Source organism: Paenibacillus algicola (genome assembly GCF_005577435.1).
GTDB lineage: Bacteria > Bacillota > Bacilli > Paenibacillales > Paenibacillaceae > Paenibacillus_AQ > Paenibacillus_AQ algicola.
Genome location: NZ_CP040396.1, coordinates 1,135,790 through 1,156,999 on the forward strand (window position 1 = coordinate 1,135,790; position 21,210 = coordinate 1,156,999).

The window sequence follows — 21,210 nt, forward strand, 5'->3', positions numbered from 1 at the left end:
CAGCCGCATATCTCATTAAAGCAGTCGTGGTGCTGATTACAGCTAAAATCCTGGTTCATCGCTCATGGATGTAACCAGAAGCCGGGAGGTGTCCGATGGAACCTGTAATTCATGAAACAACCGTAAAGACGAAGACCTCAGCTCTTCGTGCTCCCAAGACACGGTGGAATTTTAGTAAAAACTGGCCGTTGCATATTCTTGTTCTGCCCGCTGTTATTTTGGGCCTCCTATTTCATTATGGTCCGCTGCCTGGAATGATCATGGCTTTTCAAGAGTATAAGCCCTGGCTGGGATTCGGAGGCTCAGAGTGGGTCGGGCTAGATAACTTTAAGAGAATTTTTGAGTTCTCGGAGACACGCAGGGTTATTTCAAACACCTTAGTGATCTCCTCCTTCAAAATTGTGTTTTCTCTCATCGTGCCGCTTGTATTTGCCCTGTTATTGAATGAAGTCAGAATAAGCAGTCTGAAGCGAACCATTCAAACGCTGGTTTACCTTCCTCATTTCCTGTCCTGGGTTATCTTAGGAGGAATTTTGATTGATATTCTCTCTGTAAAAGGAGGCATTGTCAATCAGGCTCTCGGATTCTTCGGGATCGGACCCGTCTTTTTTCTTGGCGATAATCAATGGTTTGTGTTTACTTTGATCACCAGTGACCTTTGGAAGGAATTCGGCTTCTCGGCCATTGTATTTCTGGCGGCTTTATCCGGAGTGAATCCAAGTCTGTATGAAGCCTCAGTTATTGACGGCGCGAATCGTTTGCAGCAGGTATGGTACATTACACTCCCTGCAATTATTCCCATTGTCATCGTTGTCGCAACGCTTTCACTGGGTCAAATATTGAATGCCGGCTTTGATCAGGTGTTTAACTTGTATAATCCGCTGGTCTATGAATCGGGTGATATCATTGACACTTACGTGTATCGTGTAGGTCTGCTGGGCGGACAATTCAGCTTTGCAACAGCTGTGGGCATGTTTAAGTCAGTCATTGGCTTTATCCTGATCATTACAGGCTATTATCTGGCTTATAGATTTGCCAATTATCGAATTTTTTAAGGGGGAGAATCTGTGCATATTGAAAGTAAAGCTTATCAGATGTTTAAGTGGTTCAATCATGGATTCCTGCTTCTCTTGTCAATCCTCTGCATTCTCCCTTTAATTCATTTGCTTGCAATCTCATTTAGTGGTGCGGCGGCAGCAGATGCCAATCTCATCATGCTGCTTCCGGTAGATTTCACACTGGAGCCATGGATTAAAATGATCAATAATCCCCGATTTGGGTATGCGCTTTATTACGGATTCGAGCGAACTGTTTTGGGGACAGTCATTACGATGATTGTGCTGGCCATGGCGGCGTATCCCTTGTCCAAGGATGCCAGGGAATTTAAAGGCAGAACCTTCTACATGTACTTTTTTGTAGGGATGATGCTGCTGCAGGCTGGATTAATTCCGCAGTATATTCTGATCAGTAAGCTTGGTTTGATGAACACAGTCTGGGCGTTGATCCTTACGGGCATTATCAATGTGTTTCACTTGATTCTGCTGATTAACTTTTTTCGGACGGGAATCCCTAAAGACCTGGAGGAAGCTGCGTTCATAGACGGTGCAGGACATTTCAGAGCCATGTGGAGTATCTATCTGCCTATCTCTAAGCCCGCGATTGCAACGATTGCATTATTCACCATGGTGTCCCAATGGAACTCCTGGTTTGATGGACTAATTTACATTACGGATATGAATAAATTTCCTTTATCCACTTACCTGCAGACGATGATTGTGAACCCGCAGCTGGATATGATTCAGGATGTTGAGGCTCTTGAAGAGCTGTCAGACCGCACCGCAAAAGCGGCTCAAATCTTTATTTCCATGCTGCCTATTATTTTGGTATATCCTTTTCTTCAAAAATATTTTGTGAAGGGGATCGTGCTTGGTTCTGTGAAGGAGTAGATTCTACAGCACTGATGAGAAAGAAGGCGGGGTTCATGATGAAGTTGATTGATACTCACGTTCATCTAGGAGTATCCAAGTTCTCGGGAGTGGCAACGACCGAAACCGATATTATTGACGCCATGAAGAAGTACAACGTAGAAACCAGCCTGGTCATGCCGCAGCCTACGCTGGAAGACATTGAGGAAGTACACCGAAGAATAGCCCGCTTCTCTGCGGCGTATCCCGGAAAAATATACGGCATGGCTGCGATTGATCCATGGCTGGATGAGGAGCGTTTTGATTCCCAGGCACAGGAATGCTTCGAGCAGCATCATTTTGTTGCGATCAAGCTGCACCCGATGGGCCATAATATTTCTCCGTTATCCCCGCGGTGTGATCAAATCTATGCGGCGGCTCGCAAATATAAAGTGCCTGTTATTGTGCACACAGGGATCGGGAATCCATTTTCACTTCCCTCATTAATGATCGAGCCTGCCCGCAGATTCCCGGATGTTCCGATCATTCTCGCGCATGCCGGCTTTGCAGTTTACACCGATGAGGCCGTCGTGGCCGCAAAAGCTTGTGAGAACATCTATCTTGAACCCTCCTGGTGTCCAACGTATACGATCAAGAAGATGGTAGATCACATTGGTGCAGAACGAATGATGCTGGGGTCCGATCATATTTCCAACCTGCCGATCGAGATCTTGAAGCTGCAGACCATCGGAATTACCGAGCAGCAAATGGAACAAATCTTGTATTCCACACCGAAACAGCTCTTTCACATTTCATAAGATAAGGAGTCCTCCTACATGTCAACTTACCATATCGCAGTACTCCCCGGAGACGGGATCGGTCCAGAGGTGACCGAGTCTGCAATTCGCGTGCTGAAGCAGGTGGAGAAGCTGTATGATTTCTCGCTTGAGCTTGAATCATTTGATGCAGGTGCCGAGCGCTTTCTGAAGACAGGCGTAACGATGCCGGAGGATACCTTCAAGCATTGCAAAGAAGCAGATGCCATTCTTATGGGAGCCATCGGGCTGCCGGAAGCGCGGCATCCAGACGGAAGAGAAGTGAATGGGGATGTCATTTTTCGGCTTCGCTTTGACCTTGATTTATACGCAGGTGTAAGGCCGTGCCGTCTGTATGAAGGAGTCACAAGTCCGCTGAGAGATGTATCCAAGGGGCTTGATTACGTCATTGTCAGAGAGAATGTTGAAGGACTGTACGCCTCCAGGACTGGGGGATGCAATGTTCGCAACGAGGTGGCCACGGACACCATCATTATGACAAGAACCGGAATCTCCAAAATTTCCGAGTTTGCCTTTAAGCTCGCCCAGAAAAGAAACGGCAGACCTCTTGATGGAACTTCAATGGTTACCTGTGTAGATAAAGCGAATGTATTGAGCTCTTACGCCTATTTCCGCAGCGTCTTTAATGATATAGCCGATCGGTATCCGGATATTTCACGAGATTATGCTTACGTGGATGCCATGACTTTATATCAGGTGCTCAGTCCTCATATGTTTGATGTGGTTGTCGCCGAGAATATGTTCGCTGATATCATTTCAGATCTCTCATCCGCTACGATTGGAGGGCTGGGCATGGCTCCCTCCGGTGACATCGGAGATCATCATGCGATGTTTCAGCCTTCTCATGGAACGGCTCCGGGCATTGCAGGCAAAAATATAGCAAACCCTGTGGCGACCATACTATCGGGTGCCATGATGCTGGAATGGTTAAGTGAACGTCATAACGACCCCGTGCTTGCCAAAGCGGCCGGGCATATTGAGCAGGCTGTGGAAGCTGTGCTGAGCAAAGGATTGTCCAAGACGGCCGACATTGGAGGCAAGTCCGGGACAGAGGAAGTGGGTAATGCAGTGGTTAACGCTCTTATGCTATAGTGGAAATATCTAAACTTATCTTCCGGAAGGATGACCACTATGCAGCTTCAGTCTTATGACACGCTGGATCACACTGTCTACACTCAGCTTAAAGAGATGATTATAAACAAGAAGCTTCAGCCTGGTGAACTGATTGTACAGAATCAGCTGTCCCAATGTCTTGGTGTCAGTCGTACCCCACTTCGCAAGGCGCTTGCTCAGCTGGAGAAAGAAGGGCTGCTGGCAGGCACCCCCAAAGGCTGGTACATTAAAGAGTTTACCAATGAAGATATGATCTCCGTGTTTCGAATTCGTGCGCTCATGGAGGGACTGGCGTGCAGGCTGGCTGCACCCAAGATGGAGTATGCAGATATTGTGTACCTGAAGACCTTATTTGAAGAAGGCTATCGTCAGGTAAGAGACCGGAAAGCACAAGCCTATTATCAGGCAGATGTTAGATTTCATAAATTCATTACAGACGCGACCCAGGATGCGATGCTGATTCAGACCATCGAGAACAATAAGATCATTATGACGAGTCAGGTTCAGGGACTATACAGAGATCCTGAGGAGACGATTGTGGAGCACATGGATATATTAGACGCCTTGGCGAAGAAGGATGGAGAAGCTGCAGAGAACCTTATGCGCAAGCATATTGAGAAGGCCATCCCGTTATTGGAGAGCGGGGAATTTTCGATTTATAAATAGGCAGGTGCATAACTTTGAAATGGGGCAGCCTGGAAGACACTTTTGATTTTAGTTGTATACACTGTACACTACATCCGTTATTTTTAGAGGGTAAAGGTCCGATTCTAGAGTATGCCGAGCTGATTTTGCATGACGATTTCTTCAATCGTATAGAGGTGACTCACATCGCAGACCCATTGGTTCGCCGGGAGTTTGCGCATAGAGCACGGATTTGCAGGGTCAGCCGCTCCTATCTGATGCAGCCCGTTATTTTCGGTAAGCGTCTAAATCCGCACAGTCATCTTCTGGAAGAGAGAAGGCGGTCGCTGCACGAAATGAATCTTTGTCTGGAAGAAGCAGCCGAAATTGAAGCAGACATGGTGCTTTTTTGCAGCGGGCCCAATGATTCCGAAGACGAGGAGCTTGTGAGTCAAGCGTATGTTGACTTGATTGGAGTCCTGTCGGAGCGGGCGAGCGTACTGGGTTTAGAGCTTTTGCTTGAACCGTTTGATGACAAGGTAGACAAGAAAAGATGGATGGGATCGAATGAAAGACTGATGCTGCTTCTGGAGAAGACTAAAGACATCTCTAACTTTTCAATCGTCGCTGAGCTTAGTCACTTCCCGCTGTTACAAGAAACCGTTACTGGCGTAATGACAGCGATGGGCCATCATCCGGGACATGTGCATATTGGTAATTGTGTTCTTACCCAGAGCGATGCTCGTTACGGTGATTCTCATCCCTATTTCGGATATCCGCAGGGCTGCAATGATGTGCCTGAGATCGCAGACCTCTTATGCAGTCTGGCAAAGGCCGGGTACCTTGGAGGCGACACAGCAGGGAGCCTCGGAATTGAAATCATTCCGCGCCAGGATGAACAGGTAAAGGATATATTAATGAATGCGAAGCGTACCGTTCGAGCAGCATGGAGGCAGGCGAAGCAGCAATTGCATATGGAGGGTGCCGTATGAAGCTGAAGCTCGCATATTATGCAGATGATTTCACCGGCGGCACAGATTCAATGCAGATGCTGGCCAATGCCGGCTACAAAACGATGCTGTTCCTGGAACCCCCAACCGCTGAATGGCTGGAGACTCATTATCCAGAGCTTGAATGTATCGGGGTAGCCGGAATCAGCCGCTCCATGAACACTTGCCAAATGAATAGGGAGCTGCGCCCCAGCTTACATAAGCTGGCTTCACTAGATGCAGATCTATTACATTACAAAATCTGCTCCACCTGTGACTCCTCAGAGACGATCGGAAACGTGGGGAAGGTTATGGAATGGCTAAGGCCGCTCTATCCCGACCAACCGTTCATTCCTTTCCTTGCAGCCTCTCCTGAGCTGGGGCGCTACACCGTATTCGGACATCACTTTGCCGCCTGGAATGATATCATTTATCGGCTGGATCGGCATCCGGTTATGGCGAAACATCCTGTAACACCGATGGGAGAAAGTGATCTGAGGCTGCACTTCGCTCAACAAACGAGGCTGCGATGTGGACAACTCAATATATTAGATATTGAACGTCACGATGATCTGACGGAGGTCTGTACCCAGCTGGCTAAAGACGTGGACTTTGTAATCCTTGATGCGGTTAACCAGGAGCATATGACCCGAATCGGTCGTTTACTGCGCACAATGTCCGCCCGTGCTCCGCTGTGTACCGTCGGCTCTTCCGGCATTCAGACCGCCTGGGCGCTGGGTTCTCCATCGCATCAGGTTCATAATTCGGCGGTAACCATTCCGTCCCGGCCGACGCTCGTGCTCTCCGGCAGCTGTTCGCCAACGACGAGGCAGCAGATGGATGCGGCTGAGCAGCATGGCTTTAGAATAGTCAGGCTGGAGGTCCACCAATGGCTGGAGCATCCATTAATAGAAGAACAACAGACGAACGATCTGATATCCCTGTTACAGGAAGGACACAGCGCTGTTGCCTATACGGCATCGGGACCTGATGATGAAGCCATTCCCCAGCTTCGCGACAAGCTTGCTCAGCATGGATTAAAGGCTGCGGATTCCGGGGAGTTCATCGGCCGCCGGCTCGGGTCCATTGCCAAGCGCGCAGTAAAAGAGGCGGGGATTCGCCGTTTGGTGCTTGCTGGAGGAGATTCATCTGGCTTTGCTTCTAGAGAGCTCGGTGTGACCGGGCTTCAAATGCTGTGGTCAGTGAGTCCTGGAGCACCGTTATGTCATTGTTATTCAGAAGATCCGGAGATTGACGGGCTGGAGCTTGCTCTCAAGGGAGGACAGCTGGGTCATGTTCATTATTTCGAGAGTATCCGCAGCGGAACATGGTGAGAGGTGAAGGGAACATGAATAAGCAGCTGAGAAACGAGCTTGTGCAAACAGGAAGATATCTACTGGATCACCAGTTAACTTGGGGGAACTCTGGTAACTTGAGTGCTCGATCTTCGTCAGAGGATATGCTGATCACGGCTTCAGGCACGGAGCTGGGCCATTTGGACGAGGATCATTTTGTAAAGGTGTCCTTACACGACGGCGAGTGGTCATCAAGCTCCAAGCCCTCCAAAGAACTGCCGATGCATAGGGCGGTGTATCTAGCTCGGGACGATGCCCATGCGGTCATCCATGCGTCACCCTTCTGGTCGACTTTGGCGGCTTGTTCAAGCTTGGCGATTCCATCCAATCTATTTGTTGAGTCAATGTATTATGTAGAGAAGATTGCGTATGTAGATTATGTTCACCCAGGCTCTCTTGAGCTGGGAGAAGCTGTAGAGCATGCTGCAGCGGAAGCAGAGGTGATCATGCTTCGAAACCATGGTGTGATCGTCTTCGACCGCAGTGTGAAGGAGGCCGTGATGCGGCTTCAGACACTTGAAATGACTTGCCGGATGTTGGTTACAGCCCTGCAAGCCAAGCTTTCATTACATGAGCTGGATGCATTGATCGTGGAGGATTTTTTAAACCATGCCAACTACAAACCAAGAATGAATAGAAAAGTAGGTAAACGAAATGGACAATAACTTCAGAGGAGTTATGGTAGGTGCCGGTTTTTTTGCAGACATTCAGTTAGAGGCCTGGGCATCGGTACACGGCGGCGGCATTGTCGGGATCTATGATCAAGATTTCCAGAAAGCACAGCATATAGCTCACAAATATGGGATTGAGGTCTATTCTTCATTTGATGACATGCTGGCCTCGGTCAAGCCGCACTTTATAGATATATGTACACCACCGGACTCGCACAGCTATTATGCCAGATTAGCTGCGGATGCAAGTCTGCCGATTCTGTGTCAGAAGCCCTTATCTACAACATTAAAGGAAGGCAGGGAGCTGGTACAGTATTGTAAAGAGCGCCGGGTCCCTTTGATGATCAATGAGAACTGGCGCTGGCAGGCTTGGTATCGCGAGATCAAAAAACTGATAGATGCTAAAGCTTTGGGTGAAGTATACACAGCTTACTTTTCCATGCGGCCTGGAGACGGATGGGGCAGCAATCCGTATGCCATGCAGCCTTATTTCAAAAAGATGGAGAAATTTCTGCTGTTTGAGACCGGGGTGCATTACATTGACACGTTCCGGTATTTATTCGGTGAGATGGAGAGTGTGTATTGCAGAACCAGAACGATTAATCCCGTCATTAAAGGTGAAGATTTTGCAATTGCACAATTTCACTTTGATAACGGTGTGACTGTAATTTACGATGCTAATCGAACCACTTATAAAGAACATGAACGATCTTTGACCTACGGCTGCATGACGATTGAGGGAACCGGGGGCAGTTTGAGGCTTCAAGAAGATGGAAGGCTGTTTTATACAGCTCGGGGCGGTACAGAGCAGGAGCATACATATCCTATTCCCGCGAATGGCTGGAAGGGTGGAAGCACGATCGCGACACAGCAGCATTTTATTGATGGCTTGGCTGGGAAGTGTGCATTTGAAACGTCCGGGGAGGATTACCTGATTACCTTCGAAACGGTGTTCGCTTGTTATGAGTCAGCCAGCAGTAATAAGGCGGTATCTTTGCTTCCTCGACCGGTCACCACATCCCCAGTCATAAATCATTCCCAATAGCAATATACTATAACGACGGCGGCTTCGATTACAGAAGACCGCCGGTTTTATGATCAAAAGTATATTGTTTTGAAATTATTTTTCCAAAATTATGGTTGAGACGCCGGATTCACTGGTATACTGAAGAGCATGTGGAATGAAATTTGCAAGGAGTGATCATTTGAGAAGACATCAACCTATGTCATTTGACGATTTGCTGAAGGATCTAAAGGGCGAGAAGGAGAATGCGGATAATCCCGCTCAGGTCCCGCTCAGTCAGCTGTTTAATGATTCATTTATGCGCCGGCACACCCGGCATGAGAGCTTTGCCGCTTTCAATGAGAAGGGCAAGTTCGAAGTGACGACCTACGAGGACGTGGATCAGATTCCAGAAGAGCTGTTCGAGCGCCATATTGCCCGCGAAACGAACTTCAAGAACTGGGATGAAATGCTGAACACCGCGCAAAAAGAGCATACCGCCTAAGGCTCTTTAAAGAAGACGTTAAGCCCATATTGGGTGACAACGTCTTTTTTTTGTTGTGGTGATTCTTCACATTTAAAATGAAGCTGCAGATCAAGGGTTGCATTCTGTTCAAATTTCACTATAATTAATCGTAATAATTACTATTAAGATTAAGAGGAGATGAAATATATGGCTAAGAAATCTAAAGTAATTCAAGAGCAGAAAAGACGAGAGACTGTCGCCCGCTACGCTGAAATCAGAAAGCAAATGAAGGAGAACAAGGATTATGAAGGCCTTAGCAAGCTGCCGCGAGATGCTTCTCCTACACGGCTTCACAATCGCTGTCAGGTGACAGGCAGACCGCATGGATATTTGAGCAAATTCAAAGTATCACGTATTGTGTTCCGGGAACTGGCTTACAAAGGGCAAATCCCGGGCGTTAAGAAATCCAGCTGGTAACAGGTCGGGGGATGAGGGATGGACAACTTCACGATCAAAAGGATTGAGAAAATACTGGACGGCTACATTGACCTGAAAGTGCCGGTTCATGTACGGTCTTCTGTCAACTTGCAATATGAGTGGAATAACAACACCTTAACCTTGTGTGAAAGAAGGCCTGACCTGCCAAAGAAAGAATGGGTCCGCTCTAACATTGTGCAATTTGTCCGGAACAATGAAGGCTGGCATGTATATGCCGGTAAGGAGGACGGGAGCTTTGTTCCCGTTTCTACGATCCGGCCCGATCCTGATTTTGAGAAGCAGCTGGAGCAGGTTGAACTGGACAGCGAAGGGCTGTTCTGGATATCTTGACTAATCATCTAAGGATGCTCAAGCGGGAAGCGGGACTCGCTGCTTCGAGAACTTCATATTTAGAAATATCGAGAAAGGCGATGTCCCTGATTAGCCCAAGATGTGAGAAGTCTTGGGTTGTTCATGCTGCAACATTATAGCATTTAATCGTAACAATTACTAATAAAGGGGTGACTTATGAATCGGTATGATTGTGTCATTGTCGGGGCTGGACCTGCAGGAATTGGCCTAGGCTGTGTGCTGCAGGATATGAAAATGGAAAACTTCATTATTTTGGAACGGAACCACATTGGCTCTTCCTTTCGCAAGTGGCCTAAAGAGATGTCAATGATTACTCCTTCGTTCCCAGGCAACGCTTATGGAATGCTGGATTTAAACGCAGTTGCGCTTCAAACCTCCCCTGCCTATACGCTCGGAACAGAGCACCCTACGGGAGAGGAGTTCGCCGAATATCTGGAGGCCTTGGCGGAGTACAAAAAACTTCCGGTGCGTACCGGCATAGATATTCAAGCCCTGACTCCCTTTTCTGACGGAGGGTTTCAGCTGGTGACATCAGGCGAGGTTATCCATAGCCGGTTCGTGATCTGGGCCGCGGGGGAATTTCAGTATCCCAAGACAGATGGATTTCCAGGCTCTGAATATGCGATACACAACAGCTTGGTTGCAGAATGGTCTGACATTGAGGGCGATGAGGTTGTCGTTATCGGGGGGTATGAGAGCGGCGCGGATGCAGCCATTCACCTGAGCCGGCTAGGCAAAAAGGTGACGATCATTGACCGTAACGGCCGCTGGCTGGAAAAAGGAAGCAGTGATCCGAGTGTGGAGCTGTCGCCGTACACGAAGGATCGTTTGGATGAAATCCCTGATGATGCGATTGACCTCCTGCCGGGTTACGAGGTGCATTGGCTCGAGCCTATGGAGCAAGGGGGATATCTTATATATTGCGAAGATCAGGAGGGCAAGGAGCATTTTGTTCGTTCGGCTCACCCACCGATATTGGCAACGGGATTTAAGGGGAGTGTGGACTTGATCCGTCATCTGTTCGATCAAAGACCAGACGGTCAGCCTTTACTGTCCAGGCATGACGAGTCTACGATAACGCCGGGTTTGTTTCTCAGCGGTCCTTCAGTTGTGCATGACGATCTGCAGCTATGCTTTATCTATAAGTTCCGTCAACGCTATGCCGTTATTGCAGAGGCGATCGGGAAGGCGTTGGAGCTCGATGTTTCTATTTTGAATCAATATCGACGTGAGAACATGATGCTGGAGGATTTATCCTGCTGTGCAGAGGATTGTGTATGTTAATTTCGCTGGAGAGTGCGCCAAGCCCGTTCCGGCATAACGTCTGGGGCAGACTGCTTGCCGCTCTTGCCGCTATGCTGTTGTTCGCCACACCAGTGTATATGGCCTATTTGCTCTCATCCTGGTCGCAGCCCTGGATGGATCGAACAATCATAGCATGGATTAAATCCGTGTCTGAAGCGCTGCCTTATGGGCTGAACGTGCTCATATCCGGAGACTATGGCGTGGTTACACTCGGCATATATTCATTTATTTGGGCCTTTCCTGTCGTAGTTTTGCTGGGAGGAAGTCTCGCTGCTGCCGAAGAAAGCGGGCTGAAAGACGCCATCACCGATTCGCTGGAGAGATGGATGTCCATCATAGGCCTCAGCGGGCGGGATTTAATACCCGTGTTGTCGGGCTTCGGTTGTAATGTGGTGGCCGTCTTTCAAAGTCGCGCCTGCAGCGCATGTACCCGTAAATCATGTGTATCCCTGATTGCTTTTGGCTCGGCATGCAGTTATCAAATCGGGGCATCCTTGTCGATCTTTGGCTCGGCGGGCCGTCCCTGGCTGTTCTTTCCTTACCTTCTGCTGCTGGTCATTGTAGGTGCCATACATACTCGGCTATGGGCTCCAAAAGGGGGCGTCCCTCTGCATCCGGTCCGAAGAACCCACTTCGATCTGCAGGTTCCTCAGTGGTCTGCCATGATGCGGCGCGTGTGGGCTGTAATCAAGCAATTCCTGCAGCAAGCTATGCCAATTTTCATAATGATGTGCCTGGCAGCAGGAGTGCTGCAGCTGTCAGGTACAATGGATAAGCTGTCCAAGCTCGCGGAGCCGCTGTTTGCCGTGATCCATATTCCGGTCGAAGCGGCCTCAAGTATCATGTTCTCGATTTTGCGTAAAGATGGAATCCTGCTGCTCAATGCAAACGATGGAGCAATCTTGACGAGTGTTTCGGCAGGTCAGCTGCTCGTCATTGTATATCTGGCCTCCACTTTAACAGCTTGTATGGTAACCCTTTGGACGATTGGAAAAGAGTTGGGATGGCGCTTGGCTGCGGTAATTACAGGCCGTCAAATGCTCACCTCTCTGGTATCTGCTACGTGCATAATGCTTATAGTAGGGCGGTAAAAGAGGTAATAGGATAAGGAGGAAGCAGTTAATGAATAGCAAAAAGGTTGACGATAGAATTCCGGTAACGGTGTTAAGCGGATATCTCGGTGCAGGCAAAACAACCATATTGAATCACGTCCTCAACAATCGAGACGGGCTGAAGGTAGCGGTCATCGTCAACGATCTGAGCGAAGTTAACATTGATGCTGATCTGATTCGCGACGGAGGCGGACTCAGCAGGACGGAAGAGAAGCTGGTTGAAATGTCTAACGGCTGCATCTGCTGCACCCTTCGTGATGACTTGCTGCAGGAGGTTGAGAAGCTGGCGAAGGCCGGCTCCTTTGATTACATACTCATCGAATCCACGGGCATTGGCGAGCCGCTTCCGGTTGCCCAAACGTTTACCTACGTGGACGAAGAGCAGGATATCGACCTGTCCAAGCTGACACGCCTTGACTGTATGGTGACTGTCGTGGATGCCCATCATTTCTGGCAGGATTTCAATTCACCGGAATCGCTGCAGCAACGGAATCAGGAAGCGGGTGAAGACGATACGAGACATGTCGTGCATTTGCTGACAGATCAAGTGGAGTTTTGCGATGTGCTCATCATTAACAAATGCGATATGGTCAGCACCGAAGAGCTGGAGAAGCTGAAAAATGCCTTGAGAGGACTCCAGCCCAGCGCGAAAATCATTACCACGAGCTATGGTCAGATAGATCCTAAACAGATTTTGAATACGGGGCTCTTTGACTTTGATGAGGCTAGCCAATCCGCGGGCTGGATTAAGGAGCTCCTAAAGGAGGAGCATACACCGGAGACCGAGGAATACGGAATATCTTCCTTCGTTTATACGCGGAAGGTTCCGTTTCACCCGGAACGTCTGCTCAACTGGATGGCGAAGTGGCCCAAATCGGTTGTCCGCTCTAAAGGCCTGGTGTGGCTGGCGACACGAAATAATACTGCCATCACGTTTAGTCAGGCGGGCGTATCCCGCCAGCTGACGCCAGCAGGTCTATGGGTGGCTTCCCTGTCTGAGGAAGAAAGATATGCTTACTTCGGTGCAGACTATCCGAAATCTCCCGATTGGGATGATGAGTGGGGAGATCGGGTCACCAAGCTGGTCTTTATCGGCATTGAGCTGGATAAGGAGGCAATCATCGATTCACTGGACGCAGCGCTGTTGACACAAGAGGAGATGGAGGGGAACTGGCGGGAGCTTGCAGATCCATTGCCAGCATTTTAAAGTGCCCTCATCGTCAAAAAGTCATCTTCATCTTGCGGTAGGCTGAAGGTACAACTCCCTGGCGTTCACGAAAAATACGTGAGAACGTCTTGTACGACCCGTACCCTGATTCATGCGCGATCTCGGTCATGCTCATCTCAGTAGACCCCATCAAGCCGATAGCATGGCGAATGCGAAGATCATTTAAGAGCTCCAAATAATGCTGTCCCGTCTTTTCCTTAATGACCTCGCTGATCCGGGAGACACTCATGGCGAATTGCTTTGACAGCTCTGTCAGTGTCAGATCTTCTCTTGTATAATGCTGCTGAAGGTAATGGATGATGTGCCAGGCAGCCCGAGTCTGACTGGGGATCGCTGGAGCGGAGGAGCGGCTGTGCTTGCTTCTGCTGCGGTGAAACAGAATGAGCGCTTCCATCAGCTTGATGGCGAGCCGGGTGGAGCGCCCCCAGTCGTTCCCTTGATACTCCTTATGCATCTCGGTCATGATCCGTTTGATCTCTGCTGCGCTGTGCTCGTCAAATAAGTAATAAGGCGCAGCAGCCTCGGCTTCAATCAAGCGGCCAAGTCCTTCGCTGCCGGTAGAAAACGGAGAGGGCTGCAGCAAAAAGTCCATGCCGAAATTGCAGTTATACAGCACCAGCTCACTGCCGGGATCCGTGAACAGCTCATGGATCTGATAAGGCAGGACGAAGGTAAAGGTTCCTGGCAGCATGGGATGCTGCACCCCGTTAATCGTTTCAAAGCCTCGGCCCTCCACCACATAGGAGAATTCCAAAAAATCATGCCGATGTGCACGGTAGCCGGCGGGCAGCCGATTCAGGCTGAAGTGCACAGGCAGCGCAGTATGCATATTAGGAAATGATGTAATGTATTGCGGAATTCCTGTCATGATGATCTCCTCGAAAATCTGGCATATAATCCGAAAAAAACGGTACGCGTTCTCTTTGAATGTATTCTACCATGATTAAGAGAAACACAGGAACTTACCGTATTGGAGGATGAGGAGCATGAGCTTGAGCAGCAAAATCCGTCTGGGCGTGATCGGGGCCGGCAATATCGGCGGTGTACATGTCCAGCAGTTTGCCAACCTGTCAGAGCTGTGTAAAATACAAGGAATCACGGACATTGTTCAGTCGCGGGCGCAAGCGCTTGCAGCACAGCATAGTATCCCGAATGTGTATACTTCGGCAGAAGCATTAATTCAAAGTGAAGAGATTGATGCGGTCATTATTGGCGTGCCTAATCAGTTTCACGCGCCTTACGCTGTTCAGGCGCTTGCAGCCGGCAAGCATGTGCTGCTGGAGAAGCCGATGGGGCTTAACGGTGCAGATGCCCGGCAAATCTATGAGGCCAGCTTGGCCTCGGATAAGGTGCTGATGGTCGCTCATCAGATGCGGTTTGAGGCCGTGGCCTCGCAAATCAAGGAGCAAGTGGAGCGGGGAGAACTGGGGCGTATCTACACTGCGAAGACCGGGTGGTACCGCCGCAAGGGCATTCCCGGCTGGGGAACATGGTTCACACAGATGGAACAGTCCGGGGGTGGCCCTTTGATCGATATCGGCGTCCATATGCTCGATTTGGCCTTGTATCTGATGGGCAACCCGAAGCCGGTGTCTGTTTATGGAGCGACCTATGCCGAATTCGGGCCTAACCGGAAGGGAATCGGCAACTGGGGGACTCCGGATTGGAACGGGATTTATGACGTTGAGGATCTGGCCACAGCTCTCATTAAGATGGAAGACGGCAGTACACTGTCGCTGGAGGTCAGCTGGGCGGTTCATTCGGACACGGATAATACGCCGTTTATCCGCCTGATGGGCAGTGATGGCGGAGCGACCTATCGCGGTGCACAGGGACTGCTGCATACGGAGAAATTCAATCGCCCGCTCGATTCTGAGCTGCTCAAGCCGGAGCAGGATGAAGGGGAACGCATGCGGCTTAGCCGGCATTTCCTGGATTGCATCGGCTCTGGCCGTACGCCGATCAGCTCGGCACTGACCGGCCTGACTAACAATCTTGTACTGGATGCCGTGTACGAATCGTCCCGCACGGGTAACGAAGTGAAGCTGAATTGGGATGTATAGGGTGGCAAGGGCAGACATCGTTCAACAAAAGAGGAGGAGACGCAATTGATTAAAGGGTTGTCGCGCGCAGGAATAGGGGATGTGGGAGATATCGAAGCATTTGCTGAAAAAGCGGCGAAGCATGGCTTTGAAGCAATAGATGTCAGTGGCAAAGAGCTTCGTGAGTGGGCTGAGCGGCGAGGCCTTGAAGCTGCGCAAGAAACGCTGAGGAAGCATGAGCTAAGAATCGGCTCAATTGGGCTGCCGGTCGAGTGGCGCGCCGACGAAGCATCGTTCCGCGAGGGACTGGTCGAGCTGGCACGAGATGCGAAAGCCGCCGCTGCTTTTGGCTGTACAGCATGCTGCACGTATATCCTGCCGTCCACCGACCAGAACGCGGCTCACTTTATGGCGCTGGCCACCCGGCGCCTCCGCACTTGCGCAGAGCTGCTCGGTGCCTATGGCATCTCTTTGGGTCTGGAATTCGTAGGCCCGCATCATCTGCGTACCCGCTGGGCGAACCCCTTCATCTGGACGATGGAAGAGACGCTTGATTGGATCGCCGCGATCGACAGGCGCAACGTGGGCTTGCTTTTTGACGCGTATCACTGGTATACCACCGGCGGCACGAAGGAGGCTATTCTTAGCCTGAAGGCGGAGCAGATCGTCCATGTGCATCTCAATGACGCAAAGCCGTTGCCTGTCAGCGAAGTGCTGGACAACGACCGTCTCTATCCGGGCGAGGGCGTTATTGATCTGCAAGGCTTTTTGCAATCTCTGAATGTGATCGGGTATAAGGGTGTCGTGGCGCAGGAAATTCTGAGTCAGCAGTCTCCGCCGGACAGCAGTGATACGCTGATCTCCCGTTCGGCAGAAGGTTTCAGGCACGTATACCGGGCCGCCGGACTTCAGTAAGCGAGACTGGAATAAGGTAAAGTTTGCACCGGCGCGCGCCGGAACTGTGCGCAGTGCTTTCATAGACAGACAAACACCTTCAAGCTGAATCCTGCTAAGCAGCAGGACTTCAGGCATGAAGGTGTTTTGCATTGGGTGCACCGTGCTGTAACGATGACTGTTCCGCCTCAATCGCGCGGGGAACTGCGCGTGGTGAGGATCGTGCCGAGAATTCGGCGTGGTGCGAAAGTTGAGCTGGAACACCGCGTGGTGTGAATCGTGCCGAGAATTCGGCGTGGTATGGTGTGGAAGTCGTGACGAGAACTCTGCGCGGTGTGAAAGTCGAGCTGTTTACGCAGTGTCATATTTTGTACATACGGCCCAACGGTCAGCTAGGCGTATTGTAATGCGCGTACCGCACATAGCGAAGTTTTAACGGACAGAGCTGTACGTTAGAGCCTATCAAGACGATGGAAATAACCTGTACGACGCCTGATTTTGGGATATGAGCAATTAAGCGTCTGATATGAAGTTCTTTCGCGCTAAAAGTATTCTTACTCCACATGTAAAGAACTATATTATTTCCCTGTAGTATCTCTATAATAGAGTAGTTAACATGTCCTCTCCACACCTCGGCATAGAGTTGATTGCCGTAGTCTGGGGATGACGAACCTATCCACCAATACATCCGCGAGGCGTCTTGCGTGTCAGATGTATAGGTCTGGCACTTCAGGCTGTCCAGGAAAAACAAAAGGAGACAACAATATGCCTAAAGTCGTTATTACCGGAGGCAGTGGGATGCTGGGCCGCTGGGTCGTTCGACACTTTTTGGAGCATGGGTATGAAGTGTTAAATGTAGATACAAAACAGCCGGAGGAGGCGTTATGCCGGACACTGCTAGTGAATTTGGAGGATCTGGGCGAAACCTATAGCGCGCTGGCCGGTGCGGATGCTGTTGTGCATTTGGCGGCGGTGCCTGCGATGAACATCCGCACCCCGGAGGTAACCTTCCGCAATAATGTGATGTCAACCTACAATATTTTGGAGGCTGCAGCGAATCTCGGTATTACGAAGGCCGTGATTGCGTCTAGCGAATCCTCTTACGGGATCGTTTTTGCCGTGCATCCATTTGCTCCGCAATATGTTCCGATGGATGAGCTGCATCCGCAGCTGCCCCAGGACAGTTATGGCTTGTCTAAAGTCGTGAATGAGCAGAATGCAGAGATGATTCATCGCCGGACCGGGATGCAGGTCGTATCCATGCGACTTGGTAATGTGATTCCGCCGGAATGGTACGAGCGTTTCCCGTCGTTCATTCATCGTCCTGAAGCCCGCGAGCGAATCCTCTGGAGCTACATCGACACCCGTGATGCAGCAGAAGCCTGCCGTCTGGCCGTAGAGATAGATGGGCTGGGAGCGGTGGCGTTGAACATAACCGCGGATGACACCAGCATGGATATCCCAAGCCGGGAGCTGATGCAGGCTCGCTATGCCGAGGTAACCGACTTCCGGACAACGCTGGACGGCTATGAGACCCTGATGGACAATCGCAAGGCCAAGCGCCTCTTAGGCTGGCAGCCGAAGTACTTCTGGCGCGAGCAAATGCTGCAGAAGTAGGACTTGGCGGCACCAAGTCCTGCCTTCCGCGGTAAGGACCTGTGAGGGCAAAGAGGCGAGTTATCGCCCTTTGCCCTTTTTTATTGCCGCGGCTCGCACGCTCGAACACGCCTCGCATCCCACGCGGGCTCGTAGTCTCGGATGCGCCTCGTATCTCACGCTGGCTCGCGCTCTCGAACACGCTTCGCATCCCACGCAGGCTCGCGTTCTCGGATGCGCCTCGTACCTCATACTGTCTCACGCTCTCGAACACGGCTCGTATCCTATATTGGCTCCTGCTCTAACGGTTGCCACAGCGCTTATTGTTAGCTAATCGGCAGCAAACTAATTCTAACGGTTGTGAGCGTGCTTAATTGATGGAATAGTTGCTCTAAAGCACCCAAATGACCGAAATAACGCGTCTGGCAACCGTTAGATTCAAAGTAACCATGAATTAGCACTTTTAGCACCTGTGGCAACCGTTAGAATTGTACTTGTTACGCGCTCCAACAATCGCGAATCGCACAATGCGTGCAAGCTCCCAGCTTGAACATGCTTCGCATCCCACACTGGTTCGCGCTCTCGGATGCGCCTCGCATCTCACACTGTCTCGCGCTCTCGGATGCGCCTCGCATCTCATACTGTCTCGCGCTCTCGAACACGCTACGCATTCCACGCTGTCTCCCGCTCTGGAACACAACCCCTATCCCACGCGGGCTTCCGCTCTAACGGTTGCCACAGCGCTTATTGTTAGCTAATCGGCAGCAAACTAATTCTAACGGTTGTGAACGTGCTTAATAGGTGGAGTAGTCGCTCTAAAGCATCCAAATGACCGAAATAACGCGTCTGGCAACCGTTAGATTCAAAGTAACCATGAATTAGCACTTTTAGCACCTGTGGCAACTGTTAGAACTACGGAGAGGACGTGTAGTCGGGAAAAAGCGAAGAGCCCGCCCCAACAACAGCACCAGAGCCTCCGCCCGCACTGAAGGCACGCTAGCTAACGCACACATAGCGGAGCACCGCTGCCACAAGCCCGCCTCCTCATACTACAGAGGTGGCGGCTTTTTTACTTGTGGCCGCATAAAGAACGTCTCGCAGGCGGACTCTAAGGAAAACCATTGTGGAGGCTATGACCATGAACAGCATCAAGAGATGGAGTGTGGCAGCGGCGGGGGTTCTCCTGCTGGCAGGCTGCGGCAATACAGCAACCGATTCAGCTCAGGAGGTCCGCCAGGATCGGGAGGGTGGAGGCCCGCAAGCATACAGCTACGAAGGCAATAACAGCTCCCGGATGGGAGACCTCGGAATAGACAGCAATCCACAGCCAGGCAGCGACTCCCAGCATGCTCGTGCAGGCTCGGAGTTTGAATATGGTCAGGTTCCCGTGATGCGCCATGCCGGCAAAGAATATGTGGACGTGCAGCAGCTGACAGAGCTTCTGGGGTACCGGATGCGAACCAAGGGGGGCACCGTCCTCATCGGCGACACCGGTCCGGAATATGAGCTGAAGTCCCGCGAGGCGCAGGCGCTCAGACAAGGGGAGACGGTGAGCCTGAGTGAAGCACCAGAGACGATTGAAGGCAAGCTCTGTCTGCCTGTTGGCGTGGTGGAAGAGCTGTTCGGGCAGGATATGGCGCTGCAGTTCGCAGAGGGACAGCTGCGTGCAAAGGTAATTGGGGAAGAAAAAACCTCGGAGAGCGCGGAAAGCACGGAAAGCACAGAAGAGAACACTCTCGAGATGAAGCAAACCGCACGCCATGACGCATACCGCTTTCAGGAGGACGAAGCAGGCGGGCTGCGTATGAACCGAAGCGGGGATGATGATGCCACCGGTGGCAATCTACAGGCACAAGCCGTAAGCGGCGGTGCGGACAAGCTGCTAACTACGGCAAAAAAATACCTGGGCGTGGAGTATGTTTTCGGCTCAACCTATCCCGAGGACAGAGCATTTGACTGCTCCTCTTACACACAGCATGTGTTCAAAAAGCACGGCGTTTCGCTCCCGCGTACTGCACGCTCGCAGAGCAAGGTAGGAAAAACCGTAAGCCGCAAATCGCTGCGCAAAGGCGACCTGCTCTTTTTCCGTGTGCCTGGCCGCTTCAAGTCGCAGAACATTGCGGGACATGTTGGCATATATATGGGGGATGGCATGATGATCCACGCCCTGGATGAGCCGAAGGACGGCGTACAGTACCGCAGCATTAATCTGCCATTCTGGGAAGAAAACTTTCTGTGGGCCAAGCGGGTAAGCGAATAGCTCCACCGGCACTCTACCCGAGCCTGTGCGAGCGCCTGAATAGCTCCACCGCACACTCTACCCGAGCCCATGCGAGCGCCTGAATTGCTCGGGCGTAAGGCCCTCCAGCTTCTTGAACACTGTGCAGTAATAGCTCGCGTGCTCGAAGCCGGACTGTTTCGCAATGTCCTGAATTCTAAGGCCGGGCTGCTGGAAGATCAGCTGCTTGCTGCGGTTGATCCGCTCCCGGTTTACATATTCCATGGGCCGAAGGTCCATGGCGGTCTTGAACAGCGAGCATAAATACTGGGGAGTCACCTGAGCTTGGTCCGCCAGCTGCTGAATACTCAGGGGCTGGTGGCAATGCTCTCTGATGTACGACAGCACGGGCTGCAGCCGTTCGGCATGCAGGTGGATCTGGTGGCGGCTCGTCGATAGCTGCTTCGGCAGATCCAGCAGGAAGGCGTAGAGCTGCTTCGACGCTGCGGCAGCTTCAAAAGGCTCCTGATCGGCAGCGCGTACAATGGGGGACAGCCCCCGGCTGAGTCCGGCAAAATCACTGACGAGATACACCCCGGAATGGTGAACGCCGGCTTGCTCCAGCAGCGGCCCGCACAGCGTCCCTTCAAAAGAAATAAACTGCATTCCCCACGGCTCTTGTGTGGCCTCATAGCGGTGAGGCTCATCGGGAAACAGGCAGATCGCCTGTCCCGGCTTCACGGCGTAGGAATGGCCGTTCACGTACAGACGGCCTTCCCCGGTGAGGGGCAGCAGCCACTGATAGGAGGCGAAGCCCTCGGGACGCCGGACCGGGTCCTGGTGCGTCCATTGTCCAGAGCTGGTCAAGTACAGGGGCAAATGCCTGTCGCGCTCCGTCACCAGAGCGTAGAAGATGAAATCCACGTTCATAACCTTCCCTCATACTTTCATATTTTTAAAGTGTATTGAAAATTGTTAAATAGAACTGCATTCCTGATCTGCTTT

At 51.0% G+C, this 21,210-nt stretch carries 21 protein-coding genes; 19 read left to right on the top strand and 2 right to left on the bottom strand.

Translation table 11 applies throughout. From position 1 onward, the window contains the following. Nucleotides 1-95: 95 nt before the first annotated feature. The 15 genes from E6C60_RS05020 (at nt 96) to E6C60_RS05090 (ending at nt 13,434) form a co-directional block, all read left to right on the top strand. A complete protein-coding gene (locus E6C60_RS05020) occupies nt 96-1,055 on the top strand; it encodes an ABC transporter permease (RefSeq protein WP_138224810.1) in 960 nt (319 codons plus the stop codon). 12 nt (nt 1,056-1,067) lie between these two features. Next, nucleotides 1,068-1,946, top strand: a complete 879-nt coding sequence (locus E6C60_RS05025; protein ID WP_407669134.1) for a carbohydrate ABC transporter permease — start codon at nt 1,068-1,070, stop codon at nt 1,944-1,946. Between the two features lie 35 nt (nt 1,947-1,981). Further along, nucleotides 1,982-2,722, top strand: a complete 741-nt coding sequence (locus E6C60_RS05030; RefSeq protein WP_175415205.1) for an amidohydrolase family protein — start codon at nt 1,982-1,984, stop codon at nt 2,720-2,722. Nucleotides 2,723-2,740: 18 nt separating this feature from the next. Beyond that, complete coding sequence (locus tag E6C60_RS05035; RefSeq protein ID WP_138224812.1) at nt 2,741-3,832, top strand: isocitrate/isopropylmalate dehydrogenase family protein; 1,092 nt, start codon at nt 2,741-2,743, stop codon at nt 3,830-3,832. Nucleotides 3,833-3,871: 39 nt separating this feature from the next. After that, nucleotides 3,872-4,519, top strand: a complete 648-nt coding sequence (locus E6C60_RS05040) for a GntR family transcriptional regulator (protein ID WP_175415206.1) — start codon at nt 3,872-3,874, stop codon at nt 4,517-4,519. Between the two features lie 14 nt (nt 4,520-4,533). Further along, the gene (locus E6C60_RS05045) at nt 4,534-5,469 is read left to right on the top strand and encodes a TIM barrel protein (protein ID WP_138224814.1); all 936 of its coding nucleotides are present in this window, start codon (nt 4,534-4,536) and stop codon (nt 5,467-5,469) included. Continuing rightward, a complete protein-coding gene (locus tag E6C60_RS05050; RefSeq protein ID WP_175415207.1) occupies nt 5,466-6,800 on the top strand; it encodes a four-carbon acid sugar kinase family protein in 1,335 nt (444 codons plus the stop codon). Before E6C60_RS05045 ends, E6C60_RS05050 begins: the two co-directional genes overlap by 4 nt. 14 nt (nt 6,801-6,814) lie before the next feature. Continuing rightward, nucleotides 6,815-7,486, top strand: coding sequence for a class II aldolase/adducin family protein (locus E6C60_RS05055; protein ID WP_138224816.1), 672 nt, complete (start codon nt 6,815-6,817; stop codon nt 7,484-7,486). Further along, nucleotides 7,476-8,537 carry a Gfo/Idh/MocA family protein gene (locus E6C60_RS05060; protein ID WP_138224817.1) on the top strand — a complete coding sequence of 354 codons (1,062 nt, stop codon included), beginning with the start codon at nt 7,476-7,478 and terminating at the stop codon, nt 8,535-8,537. The genes E6C60_RS05055 and E6C60_RS05060 overlap by 11 nt, the downstream gene beginning before the upstream one ends. A gap of 160 nt (nt 8,538-8,697) precedes the next feature. Beyond that, nucleotides 8,698-9,000, top strand: coding sequence for a hypothetical protein (locus tag E6C60_RS05065; RefSeq protein ID WP_325053182.1), 303 nt, complete (start codon nt 8,698-8,700; stop codon nt 8,998-9,000). Between the two features lie 168 nt (nt 9,001-9,168). Then, nucleotides 9,169-9,438: a 30S ribosomal protein S14 gene (gene rpsN / locus E6C60_RS05070; RefSeq protein WP_138224818.1), complete on the top strand. Its 270-nt coding sequence runs from the start codon at nt 9,169-9,171 to the stop codon at nt 9,436-9,438. A gap of 18 nt (nt 9,439-9,456) precedes the next feature. Next, nucleotides 9,457-9,789, top strand: coding sequence for a DUF3024 domain-containing protein (locus tag E6C60_RS05075; RefSeq protein WP_138224819.1), 333 nt, complete (start codon nt 9,457-9,459; stop codon nt 9,787-9,789). Between the two features lie 177 nt (nt 9,790-9,966). Further along, complete coding sequence (locus E6C60_RS05080) at nt 9,967-11,094, top strand: NAD(P)/FAD-dependent oxidoreductase (RefSeq protein ID WP_138224820.1); 1,128 nt, start codon at nt 9,967-9,969, stop codon at nt 11,092-11,094. Beyond that, nucleotides 11,088-12,206: a nucleoside recognition domain-containing protein gene (locus E6C60_RS05085; protein ID WP_138224821.1), complete on the top strand. Its 1,119-nt coding sequence runs from the start codon at nt 11,088-11,090 to the stop codon at nt 12,204-12,206. The genes E6C60_RS05080 and E6C60_RS05085 overlap by 7 nt, the downstream gene beginning before the upstream one ends. 31 nt (nt 12,207-12,237) lie before the next feature. Next, nucleotides 12,238-13,434, top strand: coding sequence for a GTP-binding protein (locus E6C60_RS05090; RefSeq protein WP_138224822.1), 1,197 nt, complete (start codon nt 12,238-12,240; stop codon nt 13,432-13,434). A 13-nt stretch (nt 13,435-13,447) separates the two neighbouring features. Here E6C60_RS05090 and E6C60_RS05095 read toward each other — a convergent pair whose 3' ends face one another. Continuing rightward, the gene (locus tag E6C60_RS05095) at nt 13,448-14,323 is read right to left on the bottom strand and encodes an AraC family transcriptional regulator (protein ID WP_138224823.1); all 876 of its coding nucleotides are present in this window, start codon (nt 14,321-14,323) and stop codon (nt 13,448-13,450) included. A gap of 118 nt (nt 14,324-14,441) precedes the next feature. Here E6C60_RS05095 and E6C60_RS05100 point away from each other — a divergent pair, with 118 nt between their 5' ends. The 4 genes from E6C60_RS05100 to E6C60_RS05115 all read left to right on the top strand — a co-directional run bounded on the left by E6C60_RS05100 (nt 14,442) and on the right by E6C60_RS05115 (nt 20,247). Beyond that, on the top strand, nt 14,442-15,518 hold the full coding sequence (locus tag E6C60_RS05100; protein ID WP_138224824.1) for a Gfo/Idh/MocA family protein: 1,077 nt from the start codon (nt 14,442-14,444) through the stop codon (nt 15,516-15,518). A gap of 45 nt (nt 15,519-15,563) precedes the next feature. Next, complete coding sequence (locus E6C60_RS05105; RefSeq protein WP_138224825.1) at nt 15,564-16,412, top strand: sugar phosphate isomerase/epimerase family protein; 849 nt, start codon at nt 15,564-15,566, stop codon at nt 16,410-16,412. Between the two features lie 744 nt (nt 16,413-17,156). Beyond that, nucleotides 17,157-18,008 carry an NAD-dependent epimerase/dehydratase family protein gene (locus E6C60_RS05110; RefSeq protein ID WP_138224826.1) on the top strand — a complete coding sequence of 284 codons (852 nt, stop codon included), beginning with the start codon at nt 17,157-17,159 and terminating at the stop codon, nt 18,006-18,008. Between the two features lie 1,117 nt (nt 18,009-19,125). Next, nucleotides 19,126-20,247 carry a C40 family peptidase gene (locus tag E6C60_RS05115; RefSeq protein WP_175415208.1) on the top strand — a complete coding sequence of 374 codons (1,122 nt, stop codon included), beginning with the start codon at nt 19,126-19,128 and terminating at the stop codon, nt 20,245-20,247. A gap of 57 nt (nt 20,248-20,304) precedes the next feature. Here E6C60_RS05115 and E6C60_RS05120 read toward each other — a convergent pair whose 3' ends face one another. Beyond that, entirely contained in the window at nt 20,305-21,135 is an 831-nt protein-coding gene (locus E6C60_RS05120; protein ID WP_138224828.1) for an AraC family transcriptional regulator, read from the bottom strand. Nucleotides 21,136-21,210 lie beyond the last annotated feature (75 nt).